Origin of the sequence: Dickeya sp. CFBP 2040 (assembly GCF_012273755.1) — a bacterium.
Lineage (GTDB): Bacteria > Pseudomonadota > Gammaproteobacteria > Enterobacterales > Enterobacteriaceae > Dickeya > Dickeya poaceiphila.
This window is the reverse complement of record NZ_JAAVXH010000096.1, coordinates 122,039-141,322: the sequence shown is the minus strand read 5'-3', so window position 1 is coordinate 141,322 and position 19,284 is coordinate 122,039. Positions and strand designations below refer to the sequence as shown.

Genomic DNA, 19,284 nt, shown 5'->3' with positions numbered 1-19,284 from the left:
GATGATTCCTTTTAATGCGCCGCCGGTGGTGGGATCGGAACTGGAATATATGCGGGCGGCGATGCGCAGCGGTAAAATCAGCGGTGATGGCGCCTTTACCCGCCGTTGTCAGCAATGGCTGGAACATTACTCTGGCAGTGGCAAAGTGCTGTTGACGCCGTCCTGCACCGCATCGCTGGAGATGGCGGCGTTATTGCTGAATATCCAACCCGGCGATGAAGTCATCATGCCGAGCTATACCTTCGTTTCGACCGCCAATGCTTTTGTGCTGCGTGGCGCCACCATTGTGTTTGTCGATATCCGTCCCGATACCCTCAATCTTGATGAAAACCATATTGAAGCGGCGATTACAAAAAAGACGCGCGCCATTGTGGTGGTGCATTACGCCGGGGTGGGTTGCGAGATGAGCGCTATCATGGCGTTGGCGCAACAGTACGGCCTTTTTGTGGTGGAGGATGCGGCACAGGGGATGATGTCGCACTATCAGGACCGGCCTTTGGGCGCTATCGGCCATATCGGTTGTTTTAGTTTTCACGAAACCAAGAATTACACCGCCGGCGGCGAAGGCGGTGCGACGCTGATTAACGACCCTGAACTGGCGGCGCGCGCCGACATTATCCGTGAGAAAGGCACCAACCGCAGCCAGTTTTTTCGTGGACAGGCGGATAAGTACACCTGGCGCGATATCGGCTCCAGTTATCTGATGGCGGATATTCAGGCCGCTTACCTGTGGGGGCAACTGGAGGTGGCGCAGCGTATTCATGACCGGCGTCTGACGTTATGGCAACACTATGCGCGGGCATTTGCACCGCTGGCGGCGCTGGGTCGGGTGACATTGCCGGTGATTCCGGCAGACTGCCGTCACAATGGTCACCTGTTTTTCCTGCGTCTGCGTGATGAGGTGGAACGTTCAGCGTTTATCAGCCATATGAAAGAAGCGGACATACTGGCGGTGTTCCACTACATTCCTTTGCATTCCAGTCCGGCTGGTCGGCAATTTGGGCGCTTTGTCGGCGAAGATAGGCATACTACGCGGGAAAGCGAACGGCTGGTACGTCTGCCGTTGTTCTACAACTTGTCTGATCTTAACCAGCGTACTGTCATCCATTCGGCGCTGAGTTTCTTTTCCTGATGTCGCTGGCACGGGCATCACTGTGGACGGCGGCTTCAACGCTGGTCAAAATCGGCGCGGGGCTGGTGATCATCAAACTGCTGGCGGTGGCGTTCGGTCCGGAAGGCGTCGGGTTGGCCGGTAACTATCGCCAGTTGATCACCGTGCTGGGGGTGATGGCCTGTGGGGGGATTGTCAACGGCATTACCCGTGCGGTGGCTGCCGCGCCGCCTGCGCCTGATCGCCCCAGTCCATTGCTGGGAACGGCGGTGTCGCTGTCGATGGGGTTTTCGCTATTGCTGGCGCTATCGCTGGGGTTGCTGGCTACGCCGCTGTCACGCCTGTTGTTTGGCGATGACGGCTACCAGCCGGTCATTGTTGCACTGGCCTGGCTGCAACTGGGGATAGCTGGCTCCAGCCTGCTGCTGGCTATCCTGAAAGGGTATCAGGATGCGCAAGGCAATGCGCTGGCGGTAATGGCGGGCAGTCTGCTGGGCGCGATGGCGTATGGCATTAGTTTCTGGTTGGGCGCGTATACCGGCGCACTGGTGGGCCTGGCGCTGATGCCCGCACTGGTGTGCCTGCCTGCGTTAGCGTTGTTATTGCGGCGCACGCCATTAGGTTTGCGAGCACTCACACCTTCATGGTCGTGGCCGCTGGCCGGGCAGTTAACCCGGTTCAGCCTGATGACGTTGATAACCGCGGTGACGATGCCGGTAGGCTATGTGATGATGCGAAACCTGCTGGCAGCTCATTATACCTGGCAGGACGTCGGGCTATGGCAGGGGATGACGACCATTTCCGATGCCTGGCTGCAATTCATTACCGCCTCGTTTACGGTTTATCTGCTGCCTGCGCTGGCGCGACTGCAAGATAAGACCGCGATCCGGTATGAGATTTTCAGCGCATTACGGTTTGTGCTGCCGATGGCGGCGTTGATGGCCGTGGTTATCTGGCTAATGCGCGATATAGCGATTCACTTACTGTTTTCCGGCGCGTTTTCGGCCATGCGTGACCTGTTTGTATGGCAGCTGGCGGGTGATGTATTGAAAGTAGGCGCTTACGTTTTTGGTTATCTGGTGGTGGCCAGAGCCTCGCTGCGGTTCTATGTGCTGGCTGAATTGGGGCAGTGTCTGTTGCTGGGCGGGTTTGCCCGCTGGCTGATTCCATTGCATGGCGCGCTGGGCGCATCACAGGCGTATCTGGCAACCTATGCGGTCTATTTTTTGTTGTGTTGCGGCGTTTTCATGCTGTATTGCAGGCGAGCATGACCACACTTATCCATGTTCTGGGGGCGGATATTCCCCACCATAACCACACGGTGCTGCGTTTCTTTAATGATACGCTGGCACCGTCGCTGCCGTTGCATCAGACGCAGCGGTTTATGGTGGTGTCGGCGACTGAACTCTCCAGGCATACCTATGCGATGCTGCATATAACACGCTTTGCTAGCCAGAAAGCGCTGGCGCGCGCTGTGGTCGCGCAGGCGCGGGCAGATCGCACCGTCCGCTTCTTTTTTCACGGCCAGTTTAACCCCTGGTTGTGGCTGGCGTTGCTGTGTGGCGGTATCCGCACCACGCAGGCATACTGGCATATCTGGGGCGCGGACCTGTATGAAGAGGCCCACGGCTGGCGCTACCGCTGGTTTTACCGTCTGCGGAGGTTGGCGCAACGCCGGGTCGCGCAGGTGTTCGCTACGCGCGGCGATATCGACTATTTCCAACGCCGCTACCCGGCGGCGTTGGCGTCGCTGCTCTATTTTCCCACCCGCATGAACCCGTACGACGTGCGTACACATGAAAAAGCGCCGGACGCACCGTTGACCATTCTGGTCGGCAACTCCGGTGATCGCAGTAACCGCCATCTGGCGGCGCTGGACGCCATTCATCGTCAGTGTGGCGCGCAGGTGCGGGTGATCGTGCCGATGGGGTATCCGGCAGACAATCATGCCTACATTGAGCAGGTGTCACAGCATGGGCTGGCGTTATTCGGTGCTGAGCGCTGCCGTATTCTGCGCGAATCGTTGGCGTTCGACGACTATCTGGCGTTGTTGCGTACCTGCGATCTGGGTTACTTTCTGTTTCATCGTCAGCAGGGGATCGGCACGCTGTGTTTGTTAATTCAACTGGGTATACCGTTCGTTATCAGTCGTCATAACCCATTCCGGCAGGATTTGGCGGAACAGCGCCTGCCGGTATTGCTGGGCGAGGAGGAACTGAACGAGGCCATGGTGCGTGACGCCCGCGAGCAACTGATGCGGGTGGATACCCGGCAGATTGCGTTCTTCAGCCCCGGCTATGAACAAGGGTGGCGACGGGCGTTGGCGCTGGCAGCGGGAGACGGCGATGACTGAGTGGACGTTTTTCGGGTTGTGGCTGGTCTGGCTGGGGGGCAGCGGCGTGGTGTTGTGGCTCTGCGGGCGTGAGTTCCGCCGTTGTCGTTTCAACTTCAACGTGCTGTTTTCATTGCTGTATCTGCTGACGTTCTATTTCGGTTTCCCGTTGACGGCTTTACTGGCGTTTCGCTTCGGCGTTGAGACGGCCTCGCCACTGAATTTATTGCTGGCGCAGCTGTCCGCCACGGCGTTTTATGTCATCTATTATGCCGGTTATAAAATACGGCTACGATCCGTGTCGTCGGTCACTCGTCCGCTACCGCTGACCATGACGCGGCTGGAAGTCCTTATCGCCTGTGGGTTGCTGGCAATGGTGGCGCTGACGACCACCGCGGTGTTCTTTGCCAACAACGGCTTGTTGTTGTTCAAACTCGGTTCTTACAGCCAGATTTTTTCTCGTGATGTCGCCGGTGTTGCCCTGAAACGCTTCTTTTACTTCTTTATTCCCGCCATGTTGATGTGGTATTTCCTGCATCAGACCCGACGCGCCTGGCTGATTTTCCTGTTGGCGACGGTGGCGTTTGGCGGGTTGATTTATCTGCTGGTGGGCGGCACGCGTGCCAATCTCATTATCGCTTTTGCCTTGTTTCTGTTTATCGGCCTGCAACGCGGCTGGATAGCGCTGTGGATGCTGGCAGCGGCAGGCTGCGCCGGTATTGTGGCAATGTTCTGGCTGGCGCTTAAGCGTTACGGTCTGGATGTGCGCGGTGAAGAAGCGTTTTACACCTTCCTGTATCTGACGCGAGATACCTTCTCACCCTGGGAAAATCTGGCCACATTGTGGCAGCACCTCGACGAGATTACCTTGCAGGGGCTGGCACCCATCGTGCGGGATTTTTATGTGTTTATTCCCACCTGGTTGTGGCCGGAGCGACCGGCACTGGTGTTGAACAGTGCCAACTATTTCACCTGGGAAGTGCTGAATTACCATGCCGGTCTGGCGATATCGCCGACGCTGCTCGGTTCGCTATTGATCATGGGCGGCCCTCTGCTTATTCCGCCAGGTGCGGTCATCGTCGGCTTGCTTATCAAGGGGTTTGATGGACTTTACCGCTACGGACGGCAGGTGGAAAACCGCTATCTGTCCGCCGTGTTGCAGGCGTTTTGCTTTGGCGCGGTGTTTAATCTGATCGTGCTGGTGCGCGAAGGCATCGATGCGTTTGTTTCGCGGCTGGTGTTTTTCTGTCTGGTCTTCGCTGCCTGTTTGCTGGTTGCTAAGTTGCTGTACTGGCTATTGTTGCGCGCCGGTGTGGTCGTTATCCGCACCCCGTCTCAAGGAGAAGGAAATGAATAATGCGTTGCCGCAATACGCTATTCGCGGCATTCCGCTGCAGGGCTTTCGGGATAGGGAACAATGCGTGTCGATGCTGTTTTCGGGCGGTTCGCCGCGTCCGGGAACGCTGATTGCCATTAACGCCGAGAAGGTGCTGGCTGCCGATCACGATACGACATTGCGTGAACTGATGCTACAGGAAGGGCATTGTAACTATGCTGATGGTATCAGCGTGGTGTGCTCCATTCGCCGCAAGTACCCAGGCGCACAGGTGCAGCGCATCGCAGGCGCGGATCTGTGGGAGGCGCTGATGCAGCGCGCTGGTCAGCAGGGAACGCCAGTATTTTTACTGGGGGGAAAGCCATCGGTGCTGGCAGAGACCGAACGTAAGTTGCGTGAACAGTGGCAGGTCAACATTGTGGGTACACAGGATGGTTATTTCACGCCACAGCAGCGTCAGACAGTCCTGGAGCATGTGCGTGACAGTGGCGCTCAACTGGTGACGGTAGCGCTGGGTTCCCCCCGACAGGAATTACTGATATGTGATTGCCGTCAGTTACACCCCAATGCGCTTTATATGGGGGTGGGCGGTACTTATGATGTGTTTACCGGGCAGGTTAAACGCGCCCCTGTGGCATGGCAGCGCTATGGGGTGGAATGGCTATATCGTCTGTTGACGCAACCCAGCCGTTTTCGTCGTCAGGTTAAATTATTACGTTATTTGGCCTGGCATTTCAGCGGTAGGCTTTAAAGCGTATCACCATATCGGCCTCGTCTTTTCTGACTATTGTCCCATTTTTTCCCCGGCTTTATCGTTGTGTTCAAGGTCTGTTCGCGCTATTTATTTCATCGTACTCAGGTACAAGGAAAGGTAGGAATCCGGTTTGCATTGCGGTATCTTCTCGGCCATTTTTCTGGCCGAAGGTCTGTTATGCCTTGCCGGGAGAGAGTCGGTATCCCCTTTAAAGCATGATGGGTATAAAACAATAACGCTTTTGATGCCGACGTAAAAAGGAACTATTGAAGACAGAGGTTATATGGTAAATACAGAGAAACAAGACCAGCTCCACCGGGGGCTGGAAGCGCGACATATTGAGCTTATCGCGCTGGGCGGCACTATTGGCGTGGGGCTGTTCATGGGGGCCGCAAGCGCCCTGAAATGGGCTGGGCCGTCCGTGCTGCTGGCCTATATTGTGGCAGGCATTTTTGTATTCTTCATCATGCGTTCGATGGGGGAAATGCTATTTCTGGAGCCGGTGACCGGTTCGTTTGCAGTTTATGCCCACAATTACCTGAGTCCGTTCTTCGGTTATCTCACAGCCTGGGGTTACTGGTTCATGTGGATGGCCGTTGGCATTTCGGAAATTACCGCCATCGGCGTCTATGTGCAGTACTGGTTCCCAACATTACCGCAGTGGATACCAGCGATTGGCGCGGTGGCGCTGGTGGCGGTCGCCAACCTGGCTGCCGTGCGTTTGTACGGTGAAATCGAGTTCTGGTTCTCGATGATCAAGATAACCACTATCGTGGTCATGATTGTGGTAGGCGTAGGGATTATTTTCTTTGGTATCGGTAACCACGGCCAGTCAGTTGGTTTCGCCAACCTGACCGAACACGGCGGCTTTTTGGCAGGCGGCTGGAAAGGGGTGTTGTTTGCGCTCTGTCTGGTGGTGGCGTCTTATCAAGGAGTGGAACTGGTCGGTATTACCGCCGGTGAAGCGCGTAATCCTCAGGTGACGCTGAAGCGGGCGATCAATAACATCCTGTGGCGTATCCTGATTTTCTATGTTGGCGCTATTTTCGTGATTGTGACCATTTTTCCATGGAATGAGATTGGTACGTCCGGCAGCCCATTTGTGTTGACCTTCTCCAAAATCGGCATCACTGCGGCGGCTGGCATTATCAACTTTGTGGTGCTGACGGCGGCGCTGTCCGGTTGCAACAGCGGCATGTACAGCTGTGGGCGTATGCTCTATTCGTTGTCTAACAACCGCCAGTTGCCGTCGGCATTGGGCCGCGTAACGGCCGGCGGCGTCCCGGCTGTCGGGGTGATGGTGTCGATTTTGTGTCTGGTGGCGGGATCTGCACTGAATTATATTATCCCTAACCCGGAAAAAGTGTTCGTGTACGTCTACAGCGCCAGTGTGCTGCCGGGAATGATTCCCTGGTTTGTGGTGCTGATAAGCCAGCTGCGTTTCCGCCAGCAGCATCAGGCCGCGCTTGCTGCTCATCCGTTCAAGTCTATTTTGTTCCCGTGGGTGAACTACCTGACGATGGCATTCCTGATCTGTGTGCTGGTTGGAATGTACATCAACGAAGACACGCGCATGTCGTTAGTGGTCGGTGGTATTTTCCTGGCGGCGGTCAGTGTGCTTTACGTAGCATTGGGGTTGGGTAAAAAACAGCCGCAGATGCGGGCAGAAGCAGAGTAATCGTCGCTAATCGCGGGTGGCGGCGGCGGATTGACCGGGTTTTAACTGTAAATGAGCAAAGCATAAGCAAACGCATCATTTCTGTGAAAAAAGCACTGGACAGGCCCCTATTAAATCCGTACTATCCCCACCCGCAACGGCGCTACGCGCCCGTAGCTCAGCTGGATAGAGCGCTGCCCTCCGGAGGCAGAGGTCTCAGGTTCGAATCCTGTCGGGCGCGCCATTACGTTGGGCGCGGGAGCTGCGGAGGTACTTATTACCCCGTAAATCGAGTACCGGAATACGTAGTAAAGCAGTGGTATATGGTGGCTATAGCTCAGTTGGTAGAGCCCTGGATTGTGATTCCAGTTGTCGTGGGTTCGAGTCCCATTAGCCACCCCAAATTTTAAGTTTGTGATATGCGAAGGTGGCGGAATTGGTAGACGCGCTAGCTTCAGGTGTTAGTGTCCTCAGGACGTGAGGGTTCAAGTCCCTCTCTTCGCACCACACAAACGAAAATAGCAGTACCGTGTTACATCATGATCGGCGAGTAGCGCAGCTTGGTAGCGCAACTGGTTTGGGACCAGTGGGTCGGAGGTTCGAATCCTCTCTCGCCGACCATCCCATTCTTAAGAAACGGCAGTCCAGACGGGCTGCCGTTTTTTGCTTTTAGCGCATCAACATTCTTTACAAAACTTCGTGGTGTTGAGGCTATAAGCCACTTATTCCGCCTTACTGCTTTCCAGCACCTTATCGCTACCGAAATATTTCTCTGCCAGCGCTTTTAGCTGACCATTCTGACGCAGTTCCTGCAGCTGTTGATTAAACTCCGCCAGTAATTTGTTACCTTCCGGTGTTCTGGCAAATGGAAAGGCGACTTGCTCGTTAGAGATGGGGTTACCGACCAGTTTTAGCGGCAAGTGGCGTTTGTTAATTTCTGCCAGCAGGATAGGGCGCGAGTTGACATAGCCCTGAACACGGTTATTGATAACATCATTCATGGCGCCATCGCGGGTTTCATAGGTGCGAATGGTGACGTCATTATTGGGGAACGCATTGCGCAGATTGGTGACATGAGTAGAACCCAGCACGCCAGACACCGTTTTACCTTTAAGATCATCCAGAGATTGAATGTCTTTGTTGTTAATGCTGGTGACGATTTGCGATGCGTAGTTGAGATACGTGTTGGTGAAGTTGTATTTTTTCTGACGCTCGGTTGTTTTCACAAAATTATTGGCGACCGTATCCAGTTTTCCTGCTTCCAGTTGGCCCATCAGTCCGCTGAAATCAGCGGTGGTCCAGGTAATCTGGTAGCCCAGTTTGTGGGCGATGGTTTCCGCCACTTCTACATCATAACCCACTAACGTGCCGTTCTCTTTATAAGACCCAGGGAAACTTTGACCGGTGGTGCCCACGCGTAGCACTTTATTCTGTGTCTCCGTACTCTTGTTGTTATCACAGCCGACCAGTATTACTGCGGCAAACAAGGGGAGTAGTGCGATGCTGAGGTAGCGAGTCAGTCGGGTTTTTTTCATTACGGGATTCCTGTCTGAGTGTTCCTGGTTTAAATAAGGTCGAATTTAAAATGACATAAGTGACAACGAGCTCATCAACTCTGGGGGGAAGTAATCGCAGGTAAAAAAAACAGTTGGATGCGTATTAACGAAGGTGATGGAACGTTATCTGTGATGGTGACTATATCATTCAAAATAAAGGAAATTTATATCTTCATGTTATATCTTATCATTATTTGAGTGGTTACAACGTGCAGGCAGGATTTTACTATTGTGTTCTGTAGGCTGTGCTTATTGGTTGGTGCAGCAGAGAGAAATCAAGGAATTGACGTGTTTGCCATAAAATCCCCAGGGGTCTATCACCATCAGTCTGGCTTGCTGTCACGCGTAGGTGAACTCATTGCACCGTTTTCGGGTCGTATCGCTATATTAACCAGCCCGCGAGCCTGGGATGCGGTGAAAAGTACGTTGTCCGAGAGTTTGGCGAAGGTTGACGTACAGTTTGATGTGCATCTGTTGGAAGGTGAGTGCACACGCGATGCTATCGCATACCATCGGCATGAAATCGCCCAGGATGGTGTTCATTTTGTGTTGGGTGTCGGCGGTGGCCGAGTGATGGACTGTGCCAAAGCGGTGGCTGACGGGTTAGACAACGGTCAGGTAGCGACCTTGCCGACGATTGCCGCTACCTGTGCCGCCTGGTCTCCCATCAGCATTTTGTATGATGAGCAGGGCGGACATCAGGGAACGCAGGTATTACAGCGTATGCCTGAGATGGTGCTGGTAGACAGCGATGTGATTGCCCGTAGCGATGTGCGTTATCTGAAGGCAGGAATCGTCGATGCCCTTGCCAAATGGTATGAGTTTCAACCCTATCTGGCGAAAAACAGCGATAATCTGGCGCTTAACCTCAAGGTACAAGCAGCAGCGCTGGCGAAAGACACCTTTATACAGTGGGGAGAACAGGCTTTGCATGACAATGCCGAACAGCGGGTCACGCGGGCATTGCAAAAGGTGATAGATGCCAATATTGCCTTGGCGGGTCTGGCTAACAGTATGCGGGATGATTCACCCTCACCTGGCGTGGCCCACGCGATTCATAATCGCATGACACACGTCCCTGAACTGCATGACTGGCTACACGGTGAGAAAGTAGGATACGGATTGCGAGTACAGTCGCTGCTGGCGCGTGGTGACGGTTCGGTTGAACCCGATTTACTGGCGCACTTACAGCGTTATGATGCTCCCGCACGTTTACCGGTGGCGGAGGCGCGCTATGCCGAACTTTCGCAGACGCTGTCTGAAACCTTTACATTTCCCAAAGACAGTGCCGTGCTACTGCCATTTTCGCTCACACCAGAGGCGATTCGGCACGCAGTGCTTGCGACGCAGTACAGCGCCTGATTTGCTTTTACGCCTGACTGCTGCACACCTCTTTTGGCATTATTATTCATTACATTGGTAGTTAAATGGAGGTGTGTATGTCAGTTGTCGAACCGATTGAGAAACAATTTGCCGCTTATAACGCCCATGATTTAACCGCCTTTTCTGCCTGTTTTCATGAGGATTTCCGTGCTTATCGTATGCCATCGGCAAGCCCGTCCATGGTCGGGAAAACGGCGCTGGAGGCGTTTTATCGTGAACATCGTTTTAATAACCCGGCACTACGTGCTGAATTGGTGTCCCGTACAGTACTGGGTAATCAGGTTTTTGATCATGAAAAGATTTACGGACTCAGTCCTGATCCAATCGAAAGTATCGCTGTGTTTGAAGTGAAAGGCGGGGTGATTACCACGGCGTGGTTCTATTTTGCATAGTCATCACTGTTGCATAGTCGTCACTACCGCACCGCGTAATTATGCAGATGTCATGATTTCTTTCAGGGGAACTAAAGGCGACTAAAGATCAGTGGCTGTGCCCCTGAGCAATTCTTATCCGGTGTTCTGTCAGTAATCGGTTTTTTGGTTTCAAAAAAAATAATTACTGACGAAATCATAAAATAATAAAGAATATGTTATATCGATCAAATATATAGGCGGGAATATCGCCATGATATAGTCGCTGGCAAACAGCAGCGTCATCTTGACCCACCTCCCTTTTCCCCATTATTACAATGTAAACGAGTGAGTTATGGCATCACATTTGATTGATTTTCTTTTGATTGGAAATAACTTTGGCACACCAGAAATGCGCGCCGTATGGTCAGAGCACAATCGCCTGACTCGCCAGGTTGACGTGGAAATCGCGTTAGCGCTGGCAGAGGGCGAACTGGGTGTCATTCCGCAAGATGCGGCCAACACCATTGCTTCCCATGCCAACGCCAGCGCCCTGAATATTGAAGAAATAGCTCAGGATGCGGTGCGTATGAAGCACTCTCTGATGCCGACTATCACTGCTATTCAGAAGCAGTGCGGCGACGCTGGCGAATATATCCATTACGGCGTGACCACGCAGGATGTGGTGGATACCGCCACCGTGCTGCAATTGCGTCAGGCATTCGATATTGTGGTGCGCGACACCCGGCTGGTCGCTATCGAACTGAAACGGCTGGCGAAGAAACATCAGCATACCTTGATGACGGGCCGTACCCACGGTATGCAGGCCATGCCGACCACCTTCGGTTTCAAGCTGGCGGTATGGCTGGACGAGTTCGTACGGCACCTGCAACGTCTGAATGAAATTCGTGATCGGGTGCTGGTCGGCAACATTAACGGCGCTATCGGCACCTACGCTTCATTTGGTGAGCTGGGCCCGGAAATTGAACGTCACACCCTGGCTCGCCTGGGTCTGAATACCCCAAATATCGGCTGGCAGTCCGCCCGTGACCGTTTCTCGGAATACGCGTCGGTAGCCGTGCTGATCAGCGGTACGCTCGGTAAAATCGGCAACGAGTTGTACAACCTGATGCGCACCGAAATCAACGAAATCGAAGAGCCGTTCTCCGAAGGGAAGATCGGTTCTACCACTATGCCGCACAAACGCAATCCGGCGGCGCTGGAAGGGCTGGCGAGCCTGACGGCACCGCTGTTCAAGAGCGCGGCTCTGATCCACGAATCGATGAAAGTCGAGCACGAGCGTGACGCCATGAGCTGGCGCGCGGAATGGATAGCCCTGCCGGAAATCAACATCTATCTGTCGGCGCAACTGCAAAACGCGCTCGGTATCCTGCGCGGTATGTCGGTGAATGAAAAACAGATGCGCGCCAATCTGGACTTGCAAAACGGCCTGTTGCTGTCGGAAAAGGTGATGTTTGAAATCGGCAAACTGCTTGGTAAGCAGACTGCCCATCATCTGGTATACGAATGCTCGATGGCGGCATTTGAGCAGAACCGTGAATTTAAGGCGTTACTGCTGGAGCATCCGGTACTGTCGCAGCACCTGACGGCTGCTATGCTTGATGCCTGGCTGGACCCGGCGAATTACGTTGGCAGTGCACCGCAGAAAGTGGACGAGGTGATCCGCTACGCGGATGGCAGCGGCCTGCTGGCTGAGTGACGGGAGACACGATGAGTACCGTATTTCGTCAGGCCACGGCTGCCGATGATGACGCGTTTCTGGCGCTGGCGCTGGCTGCCTATGCGCCGGTACGTGAGCTTGGCATCAAGTTTGATGCTGCCTATGCGGACATCGACATGGCGCGTCGCCATCTGCGCAGCAACGGCGTGTATGTGATGGAGAAAGACGGGCGTCTGGCTGCGTCTATCACCATTCGTTATCCGTGGGGGCCGAATCCCGGTCCTTACGGGTTGCCGCACCTCGGCTGGTTCGCCACTCATCCGGATTTCAAACAACAAGGTCTGGGCAAACAGATGCTGGACTGGCTGGAACAGGTGGTGCTGAAAGAGCAGTTAAAAGCGCCCGCTGTAACGCTGGGTACCGCCAAACAGCACCCCTGGTTGCTGGAAATGTACCGGAAATATGGCTTTCAGGAAGTCGGCCAGGCGGATTTAGGAAAAGGACACCTCACGATTTATATGCGAAAAGTCCTGGATCAGGACCTTTATCACCACTGGGAAAAGAAACACCCCTGAGAGGCGTTATTCGATGACAATGAAAAAAATTATCCTTCCTGTTTTAGCCTTGTCAGCCGCTATTCTGGTAGCCGGTTGCGATTCTCAGAACAGCAATGAAAAAGTACTGCGCATCGGCGCAACCGGGCAGAGTTACCCCAGTTCGTTCAAGCAAGACAACAAACTGGTCGGGTTTGACGTGGAAGTGGCGGAAACCATCGCTAACGATCTGAACTACAAAGTAGAGTGGGTCACGGCGGATTTCAGCGGCCTGATGGGGCAACTGGAAGCCAGCAAGCTGGACACTATCGCCAACGTGGTGGCGATTACCCCGGCACGTCAGGAGAAATACAATTTCTCGCAGCCTTACAGCTACTACGGCAGTCAGATCGTCACACATAAAGACAACACCAGCATCAATACGCTGGATGATTTGAAAGGAAAAACCGTGGCGGGCGTGCTGGGTTCCAACCACGTCACCAATCTGAAAAAGGCCTTTGCCGACGGTAGCGTGACTATTCGCACCTATGAAACTCGCGACGGCGCGATGAGCGATGCGCTGGCCAAGCGTGTTGAAGGTTACATCAACTCCCGCCCGATCCTGCTGGCGGAAATCAACAAACGCAACCTGCCGTTCAAGATGGTAGGTGAGCCACTGGTGATAGAGCAGGTCGGCTTCCCGTTCCATAAAGATCAGAAAGGTGACGAACTGCGCAAGAAGTTCGATGACGAACTGACCAAAATGCGCAACGACGGTCGCCTGAAAACCCTGTCTGTCAAATACTTCGGTGAGGATATCACCGCGGGCAAGTAACCCCGTCGGCTCACTCAACCCCTGCGATGCCAGCCCGACTGTGGGCTGGCATCAGCTGTAATGGTATGGTTCATGAATATCGATCTTTCCTACCTGTTGAAGGTATTTCCCCAGGTACTGATGTACTTGCCCACCACGCTGCTGTTGGCGGTGGTGTCGATGTTATTTGCGATTGTGTTAGGACTGATGCTGGCGCTGGTTCGTGAGAGCCGGTTTGTGGTGGTGTCGAAACTGGTGGAACTCTATATTTCGTTGTTTCGTGGCATCCCGTCGCTGGTCCAGCTGTTCATTATCTATTTCGGTCTGCCGCAACTGTTTCCGTCACTGAATGGCCTGTCTGCCATGACAGCGGCGATTATCGGGTTCAGCTTGAAAAACTCCGCTTATATGGCGGAAATTTTCCGGGCGGCGCTGGCATCGGTAGATTTTGGTCAAACCGAAGCCGGTCTGTCGGTAGGAATGAGCAAAGTACAAATTTACCGTCGTATTGTGCTGCCACAGGCGATGCTCAATGCGCTGCCTGCTACCGGCAATACCTTTATTTCGCTGATTAAAGACACCTCGGTGGCCTTTGCGCTTGGCGTGTCGGAACTATTTGCCGAAGGCAAGATGATTGCAGCCGAATCGCTGCGTTTCTTCGAAACCTTCCTGGTGGTGGGGCTGATTTACTGGCTGCTCATCGTGGTGTACTCCTGGCTGCAGTCTCAGCTGGAGAAAAAGCTCAGCCACTCACGGCAGCGTTAAGGAGCCGACATGATTAGTGTAAAAAATCTGACTAAACGTTTTGGCGAGCAGGTGGTGCTGAACAATATCAGCCTGGATATCGCCAAGGGGGAAGTGGTGGCGATCATCGGGCCTTCCGGTTCGGGTAAATCTACCCTGCTGCGATGCCTGAATTTGCTGGAAAAACCAGAGTCTGGGGTGATTGTTATCGGCGAGCAGTCGTTGGATACCCGCCGTTATACCAGCAAGGAAGAGTATGCGCTTCGGCGTCAGACGGCGATGGTGTTTCAGAACTACAATCTGTTCAAAAACAAAACTGCGTTGGAAAACATCACCGAAGCGCTGATTGTGGTGAAGAAGATGCCGAAAAAGCAGGCGGACGAGATAGGGCTGTCGCTGCTGGAATTGGTGGGGTTGTTGCCGCAGGCGCACCAGTACCCGGTAACGCTGTCCGGCGGTCAGCAGCAGCGTGTCAGTATCGCCCGTGCACTGGCGGTGGAGCCGAAGGCGATTTTGTTTGACGAACCGACCTCGGCGCTCGATCCGGAGCGCGTGCATGAAGTGTTACAGGTGATTCAGAAACTGGCGGGGCAGAACACCACCATGGTGATCGTGACCCATGAAATGCAGTTCGCCAAAGAAGTGGCTGACCGGGTGATCTTTATGGCTGACGGGCACATCGTTGAACAAGGCCCGGCGGAGCAAGTGATCAGCTTCTCCGATAATCCGCAGACCCGTCGCTTCCTGCGGCAACTCACCACGATTCAGGAACCATCAGAGTTCGATATCTGATCGATAACCTATTCACCTGTGGGCCTGTCCTGTGATTTCAGGGCAGAAGAAGAGGAGTCCCCGACATGAAAGAGCATTCGCAGTTTGCGCCGTTGGCGCAGTTTATTCAGGCGTTTCGGCATGACCTGCATCAGCACCCGGAATTGTCCAATCACGAGTTTGAAACCACGAAAAAAATCCGTGCCGCACTGGAAAAAGAAGGGATTCGCATACTTGATCTGCCGCTGAAAACCGGTCTGGTGGCGGAAGTGGGTGGCCTGCAAGACGGTCCGCTGGTTGTCGTGCGTTCCGATATTGATGCCCTGCCGATTGAGGAAGAGTCCGGCGTCGCATTCAGTTCAAAAAATGCCGGGGTGATGCACGCCTGTGGACACGATTTTCACTCATCGGCGGCGCTGGGTGCGGCGATTTTGCTTAAACGCATCGAATCGGAGCTGAAAGGCACCGTGCGTATTTTATTTCAGGCTGCTGAAGAAACTGGGTTGGGCGCACCGGAGGTTATCGCGGTTGGTGCGCTGGACGGCGCGAGTGCTATTTTTGGCATTCATAACGATCCAACGTTACCGGTCGGTGTGATTGGCGGTAAAGACGGCGCACTGACCGCCGGAGTGGACCGTTTCGAAATCAAGATTGCCGCTAAAGGCTGCCACGCAGCCAAGCCGCATGAGGGCAACGACCCGATCATTATTCTGGGGCAACTAATTTCCGCGGTGCAGACTATCATCAGTCGTACAGTACCCTCAGACAACAATGCGGTAGTGTCGATAACTCAGGTACACAGTGGCAGCACCTGGAACGTGATTCCTGACACCGCCTATGTGGAAGGCACCGTTCGTACGTTCAGTCAGACGGCACGCGACTTGATTGAGCAGCGTTTTCGCCAGATTGTGGCGGGTATCGCCAGCACGTTTGGCGCGGAAATCGAGTTTATCTGGCACGCGGGGCCGCCGTCGGTGGTGAATACGCCGCGCTGGGTGGATTTTGCGTTGCAGGTGGCCGATGCCGAAGGATTTGAGGCCCGTCGCGTTGACGCCAGCCCGATTGGTGAGGATTTCGCGTTTTATCAGCAGAAACTGCCGGGCACCTTTATGATGGTGGGGTCTGGCGGCCCTTACGCGTTGCACCACCCTAAGTTCCGGGTGGATGACCGGGCGCTGTTTCCTACTGCACACTATTTGTATCAACTGGCAAAGCAGAGTCTGGAGCAACTGTCACAGGCTGCCTGATTAAGCCGTCAACCCAATTGATGACAACGGCCACGGTTACCCGTGGCTGTTTTGCATTTATCCGTTTTGAGTTTATCGATGGGGCAATAGTTGTGGCTTTTTAGCGACAGGGTGGGGGCTTTGATGTCGCTGACAGGAGACATATAACTTATTGAATATTAATGGTTATGAAAGAGGGTGTTGGCAATGTCTCTGTTTAGCGACAGTATGACTGAGTAATGCTTGATTTTTCAGCAGGTTAGTCGTTCCTGCATTCAACGACATGGCATATTTAATTCTTTATTTATCAATGAATAATGTTTTTTTCTTGGTTTTTTTAAAAGTTGGCATCATTAATGCATTTTTATAGGCGTAGATGCTCATTCCACCTTCTATGTTTGCTTCGGCTTCATAAACCTGGGAATGACGCAGAGCCATTTACGGCGCCTGACGTCCAGTCATTGATGAAGTGCTGTTTCATTAGTGGCTGGACGTAATGTTGAGTGGGGCGCCCTAAAGTTGTCTTTCAGACCTGATTTTTATTGCACGCTTGTCGCTGATCGGCAAGCGTTTTTTTTCGCCATTATTTAGCTGAATCATGGTGTTAGCTGTGCCGTAGCATGAAGACCGGCGCGATAGCGCCGGCTTGGGCCATTCAGGCATCCTGAGAGGGCTGTAACGTCAACAACAGGCCATCACGCCGCATACGGGCGGCGTCTTCGGGGCGCTTCAGGCGGTCAAAAGCATCGGCGCACCAGGCGTAGTCATAGGCATCTGGCCGCAGTGCCAGTGCGGCGGAGAATGCATCGCTGGCCTGTTGCCATTCGCCGTGTTTCATCAGTAATTGCCCCAGCGTGCTGTGTAGCAACGCATCGTCATGGTGTTGCTTCAGACGCTGACGCAGTAGTTTTTCCAGCGGCTCTGGCTGACCGGCATTAAGCCGAGGGAGCAACTGTACCAGCCGATGGTCAAATTGCTGCTTTAGCCCATCGACAATGATGTCCTGTGCGGTGACGTGGTCGTCGCACACGATTAAGCGTTCAGCCATCGCCACCTGCATTGGCAGCGCCTGACGCACTTTACGCGGCTGATTCTTCCACCACTTTTTCAGCCCTTCACTGCCGCCTTCCGCCATCGCCTGATCCATCAGGCCGATGGTTGCGCGTTGTTGCAATTCATCCAGATAGGATTCGTCATGCAGCCGGGTTTTACGCATCGCCGGCAGAATATCCAGCAATGCGCTGTAGGCATGGGTACGCAAAAATGCCTGCTCCGCCAGACGCAACACTTCCGGGTGGCGTGGCGCCACTTCCAGCAGACGATCAACACCGTGGCGGGCGGCGTGGTCTTCGTTACGGGCTAGCTGGATGCGCACGCGGGTAATATCCACGGGCAACTGGTCACAGTCGGCAATTTCCGCCGCCCGCTCCAGATATTGCCGGGTGCGGGCTTCGTCGCCGCGCTGCTGAGCTGCTTCTGCCGCCAGCAGGTAGTTCACTACCGGTTGTTCAGCGTGATCGGCATTGCGGGTCAACAGCTTTTCAACCTGCAGATAGTCGCCTTCGGTCAGTTTCAACAACGCCGCTTTGGTCTGCTGACGCGCCCTGGTGCGCTTGCGGCCAATGAACCAGCCACGGGTGCGGATGCCGGTGCGCAACACGCGCCGCAGCAGCCATTCCAGCGCCAGAAAAACCAGCAAAAACAGCACCAGCATCACCACCAGCCCGGTGACGCTGGTTTCAATGTTGTAATTGTCAGTCTGGATCAGCACATAACCCTGATGACCCGCCAGCATCGGCCCTACCACGATGCCGGCTATCAGCACTGCAAATAGCAGGAATACCTTCAGCATCTTCAGCCCTCCTGTGGGGTGGCGGACGGCTGCGCCAGCAGGTTGCGGACTCTGGTTTGCATCAATTTATCCAGCAGCGGCTGGCTTTGCAGTTCATTCGGTACATCCATCGACACGGACTGCTGACTCAGCGCATCCAACTGATCAATAAACGCTTTGGTGGTTGGGTCGCTTTCGTCAAAGTAGGCTCGTACCCAGGTTGCCGCTGTTTCCAGCGACTGGCGATAGGTTTCGTTCTGATGGCGCGGTACCGCCTGTGCGGCAATTAACAGGCGAGCGCGGATGTTTTCGCGCAGATACACATCCTGATTCGGTGCCAGCAGCGGTTCGGTGCTGTCGTCGCGGCGGCGAATGGTAATGAAGTCCGACAGGAATTTGTGCCAACTCTTACTCAGGTTCTGCCGCCATTCGCTCAGTGAGGCTGACAATGTCGCGTCGCTTTCTTCCATCGGCGCTTCATCGGTGTTGTTATCGGCCAGTCGCAGGTTGTCCACTTGATCGGCCAGTTGGTTCACTTTGAGGATAATGCCATCGAAATCGATCTGACTGACGTTCGCCAGCATACTGATATCGTGGGTGATAGCCCGCCGTACGTCGATAAGGCTAGGGTCGTTCATGTCTGCCAGGCTGGCATCGGCGCTTTTAAGTAAGGCACCGGCGGTGGTGACGTCTTTATCGCTCCACAGTTTACGGCCTGCCTGTTTTACCAGGAAATCAGCCTGCGCCAGCAGCCAGGTTTTCGAGTCGCTGTTGGCGAGCGTCGCCAGTTTTTCCTGCATTTCCCCGGCCTGACGGGTCAGGGTTGCCAGCCGTTGCTCATCGGCGCTCACGGACTTGGCTTGCTGGTCCAGCGTTTGCTGCCATTGCTGTTGTGCTTGTGATTGTTGTTTTTGCAGCGCTGCGAGCTGGTCTTGCAACTGAGTCATCGTAGCATTCTGGCGCGCCATCTGCTGGTGGGTGTAATAGTAAACACCGCCGCTCAGCGCCAGAGAAACCACGATAGCAATAGCGCCGAATACAAGGCCATGGCGTGCCGTGCTGGCAGGAGGCGGCGATTTTTGCGGATGCGCGGGTTCGGCCCTTTCGGCAACCTCTTCAGAGGGTGTTGAGGAGGTAATGTGTTCCGTCATATGAGTACATCCTATGATCAGGGGAATGGTAATTGTCCGGGTTATTCTTTTGCA

18 protein-coding genes and 4 tRNA genes are annotated in these 19,284 nt (G+C 54.1%); 18 read left to right on the top strand and 4 right to left on the bottom strand.

Going from position 1 to position 19,284, the window contains the following annotated elements; translation table 11 throughout:
- Position 1 precedes the first annotated feature (1 nt).
- The 10 genes from rffA (at position 2) to Dpoa2040_RS15180 (ending at position 7,811) form a co-directional block, all read left to right on the top strand.
- Positions 2–1,132, top strand: a complete 1,131-nt coding sequence (rffA, locus tag Dpoa2040_RS15225) for a dTDP-4-amino-4,6-dideoxygalactose transaminase (RefSeq protein ID WP_168641798.1) — start codon at positions 2–4, stop codon at positions 1,130–1,132.
- The gene (gene wzxE / locus Dpoa2040_RS15220; protein ID WP_168641797.1) at positions 1,132–2,382 is read left to right on the top strand and encodes a lipid III flippase WzxE; all 1,251 of its coding nucleotides are present in this window, start codon (positions 1,132–1,134) and stop codon (positions 2,380–2,382) included. The genes rffA and wzxE overlap by 1 nt, the downstream gene beginning before the upstream one ends.
- Positions 2,379–3,464, top strand: a complete 1,086-nt coding sequence (locus tag Dpoa2040_RS15215) for a TDP-N-acetylfucosamine:lipid II N-acetylfucosaminyltransferase (protein ID WP_168641796.1) — start codon at positions 2,379–2,381, stop codon at positions 3,462–3,464. The genes wzxE and Dpoa2040_RS15215 overlap by 4 nt, the downstream gene beginning before the upstream one ends.
- The gene (gene wzyE, locus Dpoa2040_RS15210) at positions 3,457–4,800 is read left to right on the top strand and encodes an ECA oligosaccharide polymerase (protein ID WP_168641795.1); all 1,344 of its coding nucleotides are present in this window, start codon (positions 3,457–3,459) and stop codon (positions 4,798–4,800) included. Before Dpoa2040_RS15215 ends, wzyE begins: the two co-directional genes overlap by 8 nt.
- Positions 4,793–5,530, top strand: a complete 738-nt coding sequence (gene wecG / locus Dpoa2040_RS15205) for a lipopolysaccharide N-acetylmannosaminouronosyltransferase (protein WP_168641794.1) — start codon at positions 4,793–4,795, stop codon at positions 5,528–5,530. Before wzyE ends, wecG begins: the two co-directional genes overlap by 8 nt.
- A 286-nt stretch (positions 5,531–5,816) precedes the next feature.
- Positions 5,817–7,211 carry an amino acid permease gene (locus tag Dpoa2040_RS15200; protein ID WP_168641793.1) on the top strand — a complete coding sequence of 465 codons (1,395 nt, stop codon included), beginning with the start codon at positions 5,817–5,819 and terminating at the stop codon, positions 7,209–7,211.
- A gap of 146 nt (positions 7,212–7,357) precedes the next feature.
- Positions 7,358–7,434: transfer RNA gene (locus tag Dpoa2040_RS15195), tRNA-Arg, on the top strand.
- Between the two features lie 82 nt (positions 7,435–7,516).
- Positions 7,517–7,592: transfer RNA gene (locus tag Dpoa2040_RS15190), tRNA-His, on the top strand.
- A gap of 19 nt (positions 7,593–7,611) precedes the next feature.
- Positions 7,612–7,697 (top strand) — tRNA-Leu (locus tag Dpoa2040_RS15185).
- A 37-nt stretch (positions 7,698–7,734) separates the two neighbouring features.
- A tRNA-Pro gene (locus tag Dpoa2040_RS15180) sits at positions 7,735–7,811 on the top strand.
- 101 nt (positions 7,812–7,912) lie between these two features.
- Here Dpoa2040_RS15180 and Dpoa2040_RS15175 read toward each other — a convergent pair.
- The gene (locus tag Dpoa2040_RS15175; protein WP_210423970.1) at positions 7,913–8,725 is read right to left on the bottom strand and encodes an amino acid ABC transporter substrate-binding protein; all 813 of its coding nucleotides are present in this window, start codon (positions 8,723–8,725) and stop codon (positions 7,913–7,915) included.
- Positions 8,726–9,034: 309 nt separating this feature from the next.
- On the opposite strand from Dpoa2040_RS15175, the gene Dpoa2040_RS15170 reads away from it, so the two are divergent.
- From Dpoa2040_RS15170 to Dpoa2040_RS15135, 8 genes are all read left to right on the top strand, one after another.
- Positions 9,035–10,108, top strand: a complete 1,074-nt coding sequence (locus Dpoa2040_RS15170) for an iron-containing alcohol dehydrogenase family protein (RefSeq protein WP_168641792.1) — start codon at positions 9,035–9,037, stop codon at positions 10,106–10,108.
- 77 nt (positions 10,109–10,185) lie between these two features.
- Entirely contained in the window at positions 10,186–10,521 is a 336-nt protein-coding gene (locus tag Dpoa2040_RS15165) for a nuclear transport factor 2 family protein (RefSeq protein WP_042873301.1), read from the top strand.
- A gap of 313 nt (positions 10,522–10,834) precedes the next feature.
- Entirely contained in the window at positions 10,835–12,199 is a 1,365-nt protein-coding gene (gene purB / locus Dpoa2040_RS15160) for an adenylosuccinate lyase (RefSeq protein ID WP_168641791.1), read from the top strand.
- A gap of 11 nt (positions 12,200–12,210) precedes the next feature.
- The gene (locus tag Dpoa2040_RS15155; RefSeq protein ID WP_042873295.1) at positions 12,211–12,735 is read left to right on the top strand and encodes a GNAT family N-acetyltransferase; all 525 of its coding nucleotides are present in this window, start codon (positions 12,211–12,213) and stop codon (positions 12,733–12,735) included.
- 13 nt (positions 12,736–12,748) lie between these two features.
- On the top strand, positions 12,749–13,528 hold the full coding sequence (locus Dpoa2040_RS15150) for an amino acid ABC transporter substrate-binding protein (RefSeq protein WP_042873293.1): 780 nt from the start codon (positions 12,749–12,751) through the stop codon (positions 13,526–13,528).
- Between the two features lie 72 nt (positions 13,529–13,600).
- A complete protein-coding gene (locus tag Dpoa2040_RS15145; RefSeq protein WP_042873291.1) occupies positions 13,601–14,272 on the top strand; it encodes an amino acid ABC transporter permease in 672 nt (223 codons plus the stop codon).
- A gap of 9 nt (positions 14,273–14,281) precedes the next feature.
- Positions 14,282–15,043, top strand: a complete 762-nt coding sequence (locus Dpoa2040_RS15140; RefSeq protein ID WP_042873288.1) for an amino acid ABC transporter ATP-binding protein — start codon at positions 14,282–14,284, stop codon at positions 15,041–15,043.
- Between the two features lie 65 nt (positions 15,044–15,108).
- Positions 15,109–16,269 (top strand): M20 peptidase aminoacylase family protein, encoded by a 1,161-nt coding sequence (locus Dpoa2040_RS15135; protein ID WP_168641790.1) that lies wholly within the window; start codon positions 15,109–15,111, stop codon positions 16,267–16,269.
- 279 nt (positions 16,270–16,548) lie between these two features.
- Here Dpoa2040_RS15135 and Dpoa2040_RS15130 read toward each other — a convergent pair whose 3' ends face one another.
- From Dpoa2040_RS15130 to hemX, 3 genes are all read right to left on the bottom strand, one after another.
- Positions 16,549–16,686, bottom strand: a complete 138-nt coding sequence (locus Dpoa2040_RS15130) for a hypothetical protein (protein ID WP_168641789.1) — start codon at positions 16,684–16,686, stop codon at positions 16,549–16,551.
- Between the two features lie 217 nt (positions 16,687–16,903).
- Complete coding sequence (hemY, locus tag Dpoa2040_RS15125) at positions 16,904–18,100, bottom strand: protoheme IX biogenesis protein HemY (RefSeq protein WP_168641788.1); 1,197 nt, start codon at positions 18,098–18,100, stop codon at positions 16,904–16,906.
- Positions 18,101–18,102: 2 nt separating this feature from the next.
- On the bottom strand, positions 18,103–19,230 hold the full coding sequence (hemX, locus tag Dpoa2040_RS15120) for a uroporphyrinogen-III C-methyltransferase (protein ID WP_168641787.1): 1,128 nt from the start codon (positions 19,228–19,230) through the stop codon (positions 18,103–18,105).
- Positions 19,231–19,284: the final 54 nt, after the last annotated feature.